Origin of the sequence: Speluncibacter jeojiensis (assembly GCF_029589495.1) — a bacterium.
In the GTDB taxonomy this organism is placed as follows: domain Bacteria; phylum Actinomycetota; class Actinomycetes; order Mycobacteriales; family Mycobacteriaceae; genus Speluncibacter; species Speluncibacter jeojiensis.
Genome location: NZ_JAAIVF010000002.1, coordinates 281,262 through 294,095, shown reverse-complemented (window position 1 = coordinate 294,095; position 12,834 = coordinate 281,262). Strand labels below are relative to the sequence as shown.

The following is a 12,834-nucleotide window of genomic DNA, read 5'->3' as shown; positions in this document are numbered from 1 at the left end:
GTTCAGACCGCGCCCACTTGAAGGTTCTCCGAACATCGCGAGCGGCGCGCCTACCATACGACATCCGCCTGAGGAACACCTGAGCAGGTAGGCGGCCCGAAGATGCCTGTGCCCGACCCCAATTGCGCCATCGAAAAGTGTGGCATCCAACAATGGCGAGGTCAGGTCGCGGCAGGCTGAGCGCCGTATCCCATCGTCCGGAGCATCGAGAGCATCTCGCTGCGCGACTGCGCCCCGAGTCGGTTGCGGATGCGCGCCACATGATGCTCGACGGTCTTCGCGGAGATGAACAACCGCGACCCGATCTCCCGGTACGGCATGCCCAGCACCAGCAGGTTCGCCACGTCGCCCTCGCGGTCCGTCAGCGGGCCGCTGAGCGCCGGTTTGGCCGCGGCGTCTGGGGAGGGTTCGGCGGTGCGCGCGAGCGTGAGCGAGCGCGCGGTCTGCAAGAGTGCGGTCGCGTCCTGCGTCGACCCGGCGTGCAGCGCGGCCTCGCCGGCGAGCCGCGCGCCGTCCCACGACAGCCCGACCCGGTCGAGTCCGGTCGCGGCGGCACTGACCTCGGCCAGGTCGACCTGATCGGTGAGCACCTTCATCCAGGCCCGGCCCGCGTCGGCCAGACACGCCGCATAGGGGTCGGACTCCGCGGCCGCGGACAGCGAGTTGGCGTGCGGGACCAGGTCCTCGGGGCGCTCGGAAAGGATGGCTGCCTGCACGCCGTACCAGTGCACGGCCGCGGACCATAGTGGCGGCTCGCCCAGGCGGCGCAACAGATCTCGGGCCTCGTCGATCAGCAACAGGATGCGGGGCAACGCCCGCAGCCGGGCCGCGGCCACCCACAGCTCGCCCAACGGCAGCAGGTTGAACAGGTCGGCCCGTGCCTCGGCTACCGCGTCCTGGGCCTGCTCCCAGGCCTGGGTGACCGCGCCGAGATCACCGCGCCGGCGGGCCAGCCCGAGCCGCAGCCCGTGCGCGAACAGCAGATCCCGCTGGACCAGGGCCGAGCCGACGGCATCGAGCTGCGACTGCGCGGCGTCGAGGTCGCCGCGGAGCATCGCTATCCACGCCAGCAGCAGCGCGTGGCGTGGGCCGGCGATCGGATCGGCGTCGCCGAGAGCCCGGCGCAGCAGCGACTCGGCGCGGTCCAGTTCGCCGGCGTGCACCGCAGCGGTGGCGGCGACCGCGGTGACGGTGTCCGGCAGCATGCGGTCGCTGCGGCCGGTGCTCAGCATCGACACAGCGCGCATCATCGCGCCCAGAGACTGGGCGGTCGGTGACGAAAGCGATTGCAGCAGAGCATTCGCCAGCAGCGACCAGGCGGCGGACAGGGAGGTCTGCGGGCGGTCGGCGCGGGCGTCGAGCATGGCCTGGGCCTGCTCGATCCGTCCCTCCGCGATGAGGACCGCCGCGCCGATCGGCGCGTCCAGGCCGGCGCGGTCGGGACCGAGCCAGCCGTACAGTTCGGCGCTGCGCGCGGTCAGCCCGCGGTAGGCCGCCACGCTGGCGGAGATCCGTGTGGCCGACCGCAGGTCCTCGTCGGGGATCGCCCCCGCCGACGAACCCTCCCAGGTCGAGTCGATGATCTGCAGTGCGCGGTCGAAACTTCCGCTGCGCCCGGCGGATTCGGCATGGCGAATGCTGGCGGCGGCGTCGACATTCCCGGTGCGCAGCGCCGCCTCGTAGAGATCGGCGGCCTGTGCGGGGTCGGCGTCCGCGACCGCGGCGGCGGCGGCGGTCAGGTGGTCGGCCAGGCGCTGGTCGCGCACGGGCACGGCGGCCAACGCGCGCGCGGTCGCCAGGGACAGCGTGCCCAGCTCGAGCCGGGCGGAGAGCACACGTTGCTGGATGGCGCCGATGGCCGACTCGCCGACGACCGCGGTGAGCGCCGGCGCGGAGGCGGGGAGCAGGCCATCCGTATCCGTCAGCAGCCCAGTGCATCTCGCGCGATCGATCAGCATCAATGCGGCGTCCTCGTCGACGCCGAGGGTGTGGGCCAGCTCGGGTGCGTTGAGGTGCACACCCAGCCCCGCGACCACGAGTGCGGCGCGCACGTCAGCGGGCGTCGCCCGCAGCGTCTGGATGATCCGCGACCGGACCGCCTCGGCGAGGGTGGCCTCGACCTGTGCGCGGCTGCGCAGTTCGGTGCCGGTGAGGTCCTCGAGCGCGGCGAGTGCGGCGTCGAAAGTGCCGACCACGCCGCCGCTGTACCGGCCGATCAGCTCGACCAACGCCGGCGACAGGGCGTCGGCGCCGAGTCGCACCCGGGCGCGCTCGGTCGCGTGGGTGCGGGAGAGCTTGGTCAGCACCAGATGCGGATGGCCGTCGGCGAAGGCACGCCCGAGGGCGGAGAGCCGCGCATCGGAGGAGCGTGGACGGACGGCCACCAGGACCGTGAGGTCGACGCGCCGGGCCAACTGCGCGAGTGCGGTCAGCCGTTCGGTCGAGAGCTCCTGGGCGTCGTCGACGATGACCGCCGAGCCTGCCGGGACCAGCTCGGCGAAGGGGTCGGCGAGCGGCACGTCGGCAGCGCGGAGAATCTCGCGAATCAGCGTGAGCAGCATCGATTTTCCACTGCCGGCGACGCCGACGACCAGGCGGCGCGCCGGGCGAGTCGGCTCGGCGCTGATCCGGTTGTACAGGTCCGCCGCGGCCGGGAGTCCGGCGAGGGCATAGCGGGGCAGCAGGTCGTGAGGTCCTGGCATCGGCGCGGCCTAGTTGTTGGCGCCGGTGAGGCCGCCGACCACGCCGCCCACCAGCCCGCCGACCGCGTTGCCGACACCGCCGACGACCTGGCCGGTGCCGTCGAGCACCTTGCCGGTTGCGTTGCCGGCACCGTTCAGGACCTGGCCCGTGGCGTCGCCCGCTCCGCCGACGACCTGACCGGCCCCGGTGCCGACACCGTTCGCGGCCTGGCCCACGCCGCTGCCGACCCCGTTGGCGACCTGCCCGGCGCCGCTGCCGATGCCGTTCGCGGCCTGACCCGCGCCGCTGCCGACGCCGTTGATGGCCTGTCCGGCCCCGTTGCCGACCCCGTTGGCGGCGTTTCCGACCGCATTGCCGACCCCGTTGGCGGCCTGCCCGGCCCCGGTGCCGATGCCGTTCGCGGCCTGGCCCACGCCCGCACCCGGCGCACCCGGTGCGGCCGGTGCCGTCAGCTGGCCCGGGACGGCCGGTGTCGCCGCGGTGCCGGCGGCGCCGGGGGAGCCGGACTGGGTGACCTGGCCGGTCTGGCCGGGTTGTGTCGCCTGCCCGGGCTGGGTCGCCGCGGTCGTGCCGTTCGCGGCGGGTGCGGTGCCGCCCTGGTGGGTGGTGCCGGCGACCGTGTCGGTCCCGGTGGTCGAGCCCGCGTGGCCGGTCGTGCCGGTGGTCGACCCGGCGGGGGTGACCTGGGTGGTGTCGGACGCCGGCTTGAACACCGACGGGTACAGGCCGGTGCCGAACGACAACCCGCCCGCCGACAGGACCACGACGGCGGCCGCGGCGGCGGCGATCAGCACCGCGCGGCGCTTCCACCACACGGCGGGAGGCAGTCGTCGCACCTTCGGCGCCACCGGCACCAGCGGGACCGACGCTGCCGTGGCCTCGGCCGCCGCGACCGACCCGACGGCCCCGGCGCCGGAGGCGGCCAGCAGTGCGGCGCGCTCGGCGGCCGCGCGGGCGGCGCCCAACGATGCGGCGCCCTGGGCGGCGATCGTCCCGGACATCGGCCCGACGATCACCGGAAGCTGCAGGTTGTCCGCGATCACCTCGGTGAGCAGCGGGATGGCCGCGCTGCCGCCGACCAGCAACACGCCGCTGAGGTCGCCGACCGTGACCCCGGCGGTGCGCAAGCACTCGTGCACCAGATCCAGCGAGGCGATCAGCGGGCCGTGGACCAGGTCCTCGAACTCGGCGCGGACGATGCGGCCCTCGGTGCGGACGCCGGGAAGGTCGATCGGGATGACGGCCTCGGTCTGCGCCGACAGCGTCTCCTTGGCGACCCTGCAGCGGTCGCGCAGCGCGGTCAGCGCCGCGACCGACTCGGGACCGGTCAGGTCGAGGTCGCCGAACTGGCCGGCCAGCCCGGACATCACATATCCGAGGATCAGCTGGTCGAACTGGGTGCCGCCGACCTCCTCGGAGCGCAGCGGCGTCCCCACGATCGGATCGGCCGCGGCGGCGGCACCGGTGCGGACCACCGCCACGTCCAGCGTCGAACCGCCGAGGTCGTAGACCAGCACGCTGGTGTCGTCGAGGGGGCCGCGATCGGCCTCGAGCCAGGCCGCGGCGGCCGCCGGCTCGGAGATCAACCCGACCGTGCCCAGGCCGATGTCGTCGAGCGCGCCGCGCAGCGCGTCCACCGCGAAGTCCGAGTACACGGCCGGGTAGGTCGCGACCGTGGCCGGGACCGCGTCCTCGTGCGCGTAGGCGGTGGCCTCGGCGACCAGGCAGTGCATCGAGGTCGCGACGAGGTCCTCACCCGAATACTGGGTGCCGTCGTCGGCGATCAGCGGTACCGGGTCGCCGACGCGGGTGGCGAAGTCGGTGATGACGGTGCCGTCGCCGGGCGTCGCACCCAGTTCCGGTCGCTCGTCGCCGTTGATCTTGAGGGTGCTGGCGTGGCTCACCCCGAAGTCGTCCGCCGGTGCGGTCGGGTCGGTGTGATCGGTGTGCATCACCGCTGTCGAATTGACCGTGCCGATGCTCAGTCCGAGGCCTGTCGCCATCGTCTGCTCCCGTCGTTTGTGGGCGGTAGCCGCCGTCTACACCAGCTATTGTCGCTGGCAGAGGCTTTGCCGTTACCCAGATGACCCTGTGGGGTTGCTGGTTGGGGAGGTATCCCCCAGGGGGAGTCGATCCCCTAATCCGGCGCTCCGGCGGGGAGGGGGATTGACCCCGTTGGCGGCCGCGCCGAGGATGCCTAGCTTGGAGTACATCGGCCTGATCAGGCCAGCGTCGGGACCGTCCGGTCGCACCGCGTGTGACTGCAGTCTTAAGGAGAATGCAATGGCCACCAACGCAGTACTCGAGTTCATCCTCAACCTTCTGCGTGACGGGGCGGCCCGCGAGGCCTTCCTCGCCGACCCGCAGCAGTGCCTGGCGAACGCCGGCCTCGGCGACGTCGGCCCGGACGCGATCTCGGCGGTCGCCCCGCTGGTCTGCGAGTCCGGCCTGTTCGCGGGCAGCCCCACCGAGCTCACCAGCTTCCTGACCGGCCTCGGTCCCGCCGGCCCCGGCGTCGACGGGGGGACTCCAGGCGTCGACGCGGGCGCGCCCGGGCTCGGCGGCACGGTCGGTGCCGGTGGCGGCGCGGGCGGAGGTGCCGACCTCGGTGGTGCCGGGCTCGGCGGACTGGGCCTGGGTGGACTGGGCCTGGGCGGGCTGGGACTCGGCGCCGGCCTCGGTCTCGGCGCGGGACTGGCCGGCGGCGGTTCGCTGCCCGGCGGACTCATCGGCGGCACCACCGGACTGGACCTGTCCGCGGACATCGGCCCGATGCTCGGCGCGGCCCTCAGCACAGCGCTCGGTGCGGGCGGCGCGCTCGGTGCCGACCTCGGTGCCGCGCTCGGCGGACTGTTGGGCGGCGGGCTCAACGGTGGTGCCAACGGCGGGGTCAACCTGGACCTGGGCGGTGACCTCGGCTCGCAGATCGCCGGTGCCCTCGGCGGCGCGCTGGGCGTCGGCGGAAACCTGGCCGGCGACTTCGGTACGGCGCTGAACGCCGCGCTGTCCGGCTCGGGCGTGCTGAACGGACTGGTCGACACGGCCGGATCGGCAGGCGCAAACCTGACCGGACTGCTCAGCAGCGCGCTCGGTGTGGGCGGCGACCTCGGTGCCAACCTGGGGGCGAGCCTCGGCGGCCTGCTCGGCGGTGCCTTCGGCGCGGGCGGCGCACTGAACGGCGATCTCGCGGGACTGCTGAACGGTCAGCTCGGCGGGGACCTCGTCTCCAATGTCGCGACCGCGCTGTCGGGGTCGCTGGGAGCCGGGCTCGGACTCGGCGCGACGACCGGGATCGTCGGTGACCTCGGCGGCGCACTGGGCACCGCACTGGGTGCGGGCGGCGACCTCGGCGCGAACCTCGGTGCCATCGCCGACACCGCCGGCGACCTCGGCGGTGCGCTGGGTGGCGTGGTCGACACCGCGGCCGGATTGGGAGCGGATCTCGGGGGTGCTCTCGGTGCTGTCTCTGATCTTGGTGGTGCTCTGGGCGGTTCGCTGAACGGGTTGGTCGACGCGGGCGGCACGCTCGGCGGCGCCCTGAACGCGGCGACGAACCTCGGCGCGGATTTGGGCGGTGCTCTCGGTGGTGCCGCGAACCTGGGTGGCGATCTCGGTGGCGCGCTGGGTGGTCTGGCGAATGTGGGCGGCAACCTGGGTGCGGATCTGGGTGGTGCGCTGGGAGGTTTGGCCAACGCGGCCGGTGCTCTCGGTGGTGCCGCGAATGTCGGCGCGAACCTCGGTGCAGACCTCGGTGGCGCAGCGAACCTGGGTGGTGCGCTCAGTGGTCTGGCCAATGTGGGCGGCGACCTGGGTGCCGGGCTTGGCGGCGCGCTCAGTGGTTTGGCGAACGCGGGCGGTGACCTCGGCGCGAATCTGGGTGGAGCGCTTGGTGGTGCGGCGGATGCGGGTGCCGGGCTTGGCGGCGCACTGAGCGGCTTGGCGAACGCGGCCGGCGATCTCGGCGGTGCCGCGAATGTCGGCGCGAACCTGGGTGCGGACCTCGGGGGAGCGGCGGACCTGGGTGCCGGGCTTGGCGGCGCGCTCAGTGGTTTGGCGAACGCGGGCGGTGACCTCGGCGCGAATCTGGGTGGTGCGCTGAGTGGCCTGGCGAACGCCGGAGGCAACCTCGGTGCGAACCTCGGCGGTGCTGCGCACGGCGGCGCGGATCTCGGTGGTGCGCTCAGTGGTTTGGCCAACGCTGCCGGCGACCTCGGAGGGGCTGCGGACGCCGGAGCCGACCTCGGCGGTGCCGCGAATGCGGGTGCCGGACTCGGCGGCGCGTTGAGTGGTTTGGCCAACGCGGGCGGTGACCTCGGTGCGAACCTGGGCGGTGCACTGAGCGGTCTGGCGAACGCCGGCGGTGACCTCGGGGCAGGACTGAACGGAGCCACGAACGCGGCGACCGGGCTCGGCGCGCACGCGGGTGGCGCGCTCGGCGGGCTCGCGAACACCGCCGCAGGGCTGGGTGGAACCGTTGCAGGAGCAGCGAACTCGGGCGTGAACCTCGGACTGAACGCGGGTGTCGACTCGCACGCCGCCGGTACCGCGGCGGCGGGTGCGACCACCGGACTGGGCGGGCTGATCAGCAGCGCCTTCGGTGGCGGCGCGGGCGCTGCCGGGAACCTCAGCAGCGTGCTCGGCAGCGCCGCGACCGGTGGCGCGAACCTGGGCGGAGCACTGACCGGCGTCGCGAATGACGCCGCACACCTCGGCGCGGACACTGCCGGCACGCTCGGCGGCGGATTGTCCGGTGGCGCGGGACTCTCGGGCGGTGCAACTGCCGGTGCAGGCGCAGGTGCAAGTGCGGGCGGTTCTGCGGACGTGCACACCGGCGCAACGGCTTCCGGCGATGCATCCGGTTCGCTGGGCGGACACGTCGCCAACGCACTGACCGGAGCGGCCAACGCGGCGAGCAATTTCGTCGCGGCGGGCAGCGGCGATGCGTCCACGGCGGCGTCGGGCGCGGGCTCGGCGGCCGCGGACGCGAGCGGCGCGAGCCACTTGAGCAGCACCATCTCCGACGCGAGCCACATGGGCGCCGGACTGACCAGCACCGGCGACGCCGCCGGGCACGCGGCGACCTCCGGCACGATCGGCGGCGGGGCGAGCACCGCCGGGACCGCGGATGCCGGCCACAACATCTGGAGCTCGGTGCAGGGCGCGTTCGACAGTGGCTCGCACCTGGCCGGGGCCGTCGCCGGCGACAGCGGAGCCGCCGTGGGCACGACCGACTCGGCCGCGCTGCACACCGGTGCGACCGATTCGACCGCCCTGCACGACGGCGGTCTGGCCGGCGACGCCGGCACGCTGTTCCACAGCGACGCCGCCACGCCGCTGGACACACACACCACCGATGCGGGCACCATCGACACCCACCACCTGCCGCTGCAGTGACGGGTGCCGCGACCCCACGGTGACGGGACTGCCTCCGAACGCGCGCTGCGGACGGAGGCAGTCCCGGCTGTATACGGTGACAGACACAGTTCGGACCAGATGGCCGGCTCGGAGACGAGGTAGGGATTCGATGACAGGCAGTGATCGATGACGGGCCCCACCGACCCGAAGGCCCAGCAACTGCAGGCGATGGTGCAGTTGCTGGACCAGACCGGCCAGGTGGCCAGGGTCGCCGACCGATCCGACCTGGTCGACCGGCTGGAGGCGGCCAAGACGCGGGTGACCGATCCGCGGCTGCGGGTGGTGATCGTCGGCGCGCTCAAGCAGGGCAAGAGCCAGCTGGTCAACTCGCTGCTCGGCGTGCAGGTCTGCTCGGTCGGCGACGACGAGACGACCGCGGTCATCACCGTCATCCAGTACGGTCCGCAGGCCTCCGCAGAACTCGTGCTCGAGGCAGGGCCGGAGGCCGAGCCGCTGCGGGTGCCGTTGCCGCTCGACGAGGTCGTCGGCATCACCCCGGACACGCCGCGCGCCGAGGGCCGGCGGGTGCTGCGCGTGGAGGTCTCGGTGCCCAGCCCGGTGCTCGCCGAGGGGCTCGTGCTCGTCGACACCCCGGGTGTCGGCGGCAAGGGCAACCCCTACGCGGCGAGCACGCTGAACCTGCTGCCGACGGCCGACGCGGTGCTGTGGGTTTGCGACGCCAGCCAGGAGTACACCGAGCCCGAGGTGCGGTTCGTCCGCCAGGTGCTCGGCATCTGCCCATCGGTCGCTTGTGTGGTGACCAAGACCGACCTGTATCCGGACTGGCGCGCGGTGGTGGGCGCCGACCACGAGCACCTGCAACGCGGACGGCTGGCGGTGCCGCTGCTGCCGGTGTCGTCGCTGCTGCGTGAGCACGCGGTGCGGCTCGGCGACGAGAGCCTCAACGCGGAGTCCGGCTTCCTCGACCTGTTCGCCTTCCTGCGCGCGAGCGTCGCGAACTCCGATGTGAACACCCGCAAGTCGGTCGCGCTGGACGTGGAGGCCGTCGCCGACCACGTGGCGCTCGGGCTCACCACCGAGCTGGCCACCCTGCGCGACCCCGACCGTGCGGCCCAGCGGATCGGCGACCTCGAACGCACCCGCGTCGTCGCCGAACAGCTGCAACGCAAGTCGTCGCTGTGGCAGCAGACGCTGGCCGACGGCATCGCGGACCTGGCGACGGACATCGACCACGACCTGCGCGACCGGCTGCGGCGGGTGACCCGCGAGGCGGAGGCGGCCGTCGACGAGGGCGACCCGGAGAAGGAGTGGACCGAGCTCGGCGCGTGGCTCGAGGACCAGATCGCCACGGCGGTAGGCGACAACTTCGTGTGGGCGCACGAGCGGTCGGTGTGGTTGGCGCAGAAGGTCGCCGAGCACTTCGCCGACGCCGGTGCGGTGGATCTGCCGCACGTCGACGGCAGCGGCGCCGAGAGCGACTCGGTGCACCTGGCCCACCTCGCCGACCTCGAGGCCGGTCGCGTCGGCATCACCCAGAAGGTCCTCATCGGCATGCGCGGTTCTTACGGCGGCGTGCTGATGTTCGGCCTGGTCACCACGCTGATGGGCATGGCGCTGGTCAACCCGATCTCGCTCGGCGCGGGAGTCCTGTTGGGCACCAAGGCGTATCGCGAGGACAAGGCCAACCGGGTGGAGCGCCGCCGGATCGAGGCGAAGAACGCGATCCGCCGCTACACCGACGAGGTCAGCTTCCAGGTGAACAAGGAGTCCAAGGACCGGTTGCGGCTGGTGCAGCGCGCGCTGCGCGACCACTTCCAGTCGGTCGCCGAGCAGACGCTGCGGTCGTTGAGCGAGTCGGTGCGCGCTGCGCAGGAGGCGGTCGCGCTGGACGCGCAGGACCGTGAAGCGCGCATGTCACAGATCGACCGCCAGCTGCAGGTGCTCGGCGAGATGAAACACTATGCGATGCAGATCGGTTCGGTCGAGCTGCCGGCCGCGCCGACGGCAGTCGCCCGGTGAGGGAGGTCACCGCGCTGGCGCGCGCGAACGATCTGGTCCACACGGCGCAGCGGGCCTACGCCGGCGACCGTGCGGCGACCGAACAGCTGGCGGACTGCCGTCGCCGTATCGACCAGCCACTGCGGGTGGCACTGGCCGGCTCACTCAAGGCGGGCAAGTCCACGCTGCTCAACGCGATCGTGGGACAGGAGATTGCGCCGACCGACGCCACAGAGTGCACCCGGGTGGTCACGTGGTACCGCGGCGGGCCGACGCCGACGGTAACCGCGCGCTACGACGGAGAGCGGTCCGCGAACGTGCTGGTGCAGCGCACCGGTGGACGACTGAGCTTTGACCTCGGCGCGCTCACCGCGGACCGCGTCGACCGGATCGAGGTGCAGTGGCCCGCCGGGGATCTGGACCGCACCACGATCATCGACACGCCCGGCACGTCGTCGCTGTCGAAGGACGTCTCCGACCGCACCCTCGGCTTCCTCACCCCCGACGAGGGCGGGTCCGGCGCGGACGCGGTCGTGTACCTGCTGCGCACGCTCGCCGCGACCGACATCGCGTTCCTGGAACGGATCGGCAACCGAGTCGGCGGCGAGTCCGGGCCGCTCGGCGTGGTCGGGGTGGTGTCGCGGGCCGACGAGATCGGCGCGGGCCGGCTCGACGCGATGCTCTCCGCCCGCGACGTCGCCGCGCGCTTCGCCGGAGAACTGGAGAACACAGGGCTGTGCCAGTCGGTGGTGCCGGTCGCCGGGCTGCTCGCCTTGGGCGCACGCACGTTGCGGCAGGACGAGTTCCACGCGCTGCGCGTGCTGGCTGCGGTCTCGGCCGAGGACTTCCAGCTGGCGATGCTCTCGGCGGACCGCTTCGCCGCCTCGGGCATCATCCCCGGCGCCGACCCCGAGGCGCACCGGCGGCTGGTGCGCCGCCTCGGGCTGTACGGCATCCGGATGGCGGTCACGTTGCTGCGAATGGGCACCACCGATGCGCCGAGCCTGTGCCGGGGGCTGCTCGAACGCAGCGGACTCGACGAACTGCGCGACGTGCTCGAGACACAGTTCGGGCAGCGCGCGGGCGACCTCAAGGCGCACTCGGCGCTGCTGGCGCTCAAGCGCGTGCTGATCGCGCACCCCGGCGCCGACTCCGCCGCGCTGATCCGGTCGGCGGACCGGTTGCTCTCGGACACTCACGGATTCGAGGAGATGCGGATGCTCGGCCGGCTGCGCTCGACGGCAACGGGTTTCGGTGCCGACGAGTCGGTGGACCTGCAGCGGCTGCTCGGCGGCGTCGGTGTCGATGCGCGGGTCCGGCTGGGTCTGGGCCCGCACGCCTCGGCCGCCGAGCAGCGGGCGGCGGCGGTGGCGCAGGTGCAGCGGTGGCGGGCGCGGTCCGCGCACCCGCTCAACGATGCGTTCACCACCCGGTGCGCGCGCACCGCCGCACGCAGCGCGGAGGGCATCGTGGCGCGGTTGCAGTGAGCGCGGTTGCAGTGAGCGCGGTTGCGGTGAGCCTTGGCCAGGGGCCCGGTAAAGTCGTATAACCGCATGTCAGGCGGTATTTGGCGATCGTTCGGCCGTGGCGCAGCGCCAGGAGCGAGTTGTCCCGTTCCTCGGCTTCGACCCCGAGATCAGGTGTGTAGCAACACAACGCGACAGCGTCGATCAACGTCAGGCACCGGCGGGGCAGTGCGGCCCGAGGCGCTCTCCACAGACCAGAACCAACCCGTCGACGCGACCGCACCCGACGTCCGGAGCAGGTAGCAGGGCGCCGCCTGGAAAGGGCAATTCCGTCGTTGCTGTTCGGTGGCGCAAGCAGCGTCTATATCCGGAGGTTAGTCCGAGCGTGCTCATGTGGATGACGCGGCCATTTGTCGCTGCAGTGCCACCTTGGGGGGAATAGGTCTATGGCGGTGCGGCGTACTGTTTCGGCCAGTAGTTGTGCGATGTGTTCGACTGATGCCCGGCGCGCCCCCGGGCGCGATTGCGGATGCAGCGTGATGGCCGCGACCGGGCCGTGCGGTCCGCGGATGGCGAGGGCGACGCAGGTGAAGCTCGTGCCCGCGCCTTTAGTACCGGTGGGGTCGATCGACAGGCCCCTGCGGTGCCGGATCCAGTGGAGTTCCTGGCGCAGCACGGGCGGCGTCCAGTTGCTTCCGCTGGCCTTTCCATGTCGCTCGTCCTGTATCAGCGCGTCAGCGCGTTCGGGTTCGAGCCATGCGAGCAGTGCGCGGCCACCGGCGGTGAGGTAGGCAGGGTAACGTGCGCCGACTGTCGACACTGGCGTGCCAGCGGACTGGCGGCCGAGTCTGTCGATAATGACCTCCTTGGAGCCATCGAGGACAGCCAGGTCCACCACCATGCCGGTACGCACGTGAAGTTCATGCATGTGCGGTGCGGCAGCTCGACGGATCTCTCCGTGAATTCCGTCGGTGCAGTGGCGGAGTGCACGTCGGCCCAGGCGGTAACCTTCCCTGCCGTGGTCGAGCCAGTGCAGCTGCGCGAGTTGGTCGAGGATCCTGTGCACCGTCGACCGCGGCAGTCCGGTGCGGCTGGTCACCTCCTCGAAGTTCAACAGGGTTGACGGTTGCTCGAACGCATCGAGAATCAACGTCACCCGCTCCAACATCGACGACGGCAAATCCCGGCGTGTACCCACATGTGCGCCGGCCATCCTTGGCTCCTCTCCGATCTCCATAGTCAGACCGCCACATTCAGACACGCACCGAACGAGTTCGACACTCGTCCACGT

General features: G+C 72.4%; 6 protein-coding genes. 3 read left to right on the top strand and 3 right to left on the bottom strand.

Features of this window, described 5'->3' with window-relative positions; translation table 11 throughout:
• Nucleotides 1–161: 161 nt before the first annotated feature.
• On the bottom strand, nucleotides 162–2,702 hold the full coding sequence (locus tag G4X40_RS08570) for a LuxR C-terminal-related transcriptional regulator (protein WP_277831703.1): 2,541 nt from the start codon (nucleotides 2,700–2,702) through the stop codon (nucleotides 162–164).
• A 9-nt stretch (nucleotides 2,703–2,711) separates the two neighbouring features.
• Complete coding sequence (locus G4X40_RS08565) at nucleotides 2,712–4,706, bottom strand: Hsp70 family protein (protein WP_277831702.1); 1,995 nt, start codon at nucleotides 4,704–4,706, stop codon at nucleotides 2,712–2,714.
• 280 nt (nucleotides 4,707–4,986) lie between these two features.
• Between G4X40_RS08565 and G4X40_RS08560 the strand changes: the two genes are divergently transcribed.
• The 3 genes from G4X40_RS08560 to G4X40_RS08550 all read left to right on the top strand — a co-directional run bounded on the left by G4X40_RS08560 (nucleotide 4,987) and on the right by G4X40_RS08550 (nucleotide 11,564).
• Nucleotides 4,987–8,097 carry an IniB N-terminal domain-containing protein gene (locus G4X40_RS08560; protein WP_277831700.1) on the top strand — a complete coding sequence of 1,037 codons (3,111 nt, stop codon included), beginning with the start codon at nucleotides 4,987–4,989 and terminating at the stop codon, nucleotides 8,095–8,097.
• Between the two features lie 147 nt (nucleotides 8,098–8,244).
• A complete protein-coding gene (locus G4X40_RS08555) occupies nucleotides 8,245–10,098 on the top strand; it encodes a dynamin family protein (protein ID WP_277831699.1) in 1,854 nt (617 codons plus the stop codon).
• Nucleotides 10,095–11,564, top strand: coding sequence for a dynamin family protein (locus G4X40_RS08550; protein ID WP_277831697.1), 1,470 nt, complete (start codon nucleotides 10,095–10,097; stop codon nucleotides 11,562–11,564). Before G4X40_RS08555 ends, G4X40_RS08550 begins: the two co-directional genes overlap by 4 nt.
• 340 nt (nucleotides 11,565–11,904) lie before the next feature.
• Here G4X40_RS08550 and G4X40_RS08545 read toward each other — a convergent pair whose 3' ends face one another.
• Nucleotides 11,905–12,756 carry an IclR family transcriptional regulator gene (locus G4X40_RS08545; protein WP_277831695.1) on the bottom strand — a complete coding sequence of 284 codons (852 nt, stop codon included), beginning with the start codon at nucleotides 12,754–12,756 and terminating at the stop codon, nucleotides 11,905–11,907.
• Nucleotides 12,757–12,834: the final 78 nt, after the last annotated feature.

Coding starts and splice junctions, on each gene's coding strand:
- G4X40_RS08570 (WP_277831703.1), bottom strand. CDS start 2,702: ATGCCAGGACCTCACGACCTGCTGCCCCGCTATGCCCTCGCCGGACTC.
- G4X40_RS08565 (WP_277831702.1), bottom strand. CDS start 4,706: ATGGCGACAGGCCTCGGACTGAGCATCGGCACGGTCAATTCGACAGCG.
- G4X40_RS08560 (WP_277831700.1), top strand. CDS start 4,987: ATGGCCACCAACGCAGTACTCGAGTTCATCCTCAACCTTCTGCGTGAC.
- G4X40_RS08555 (WP_277831699.1), top strand. CDS start 8,245: ATGACGGGCCCCACCGACCCGAAGGCCCAGCAACTGCAGGCGATGGTG.
- G4X40_RS08545 (WP_277831695.1), bottom strand. CDS start 12,756: ATGGCCGGCGCACATGTGGGTACACGCCGGGATTTGCCGTCGTCGATG.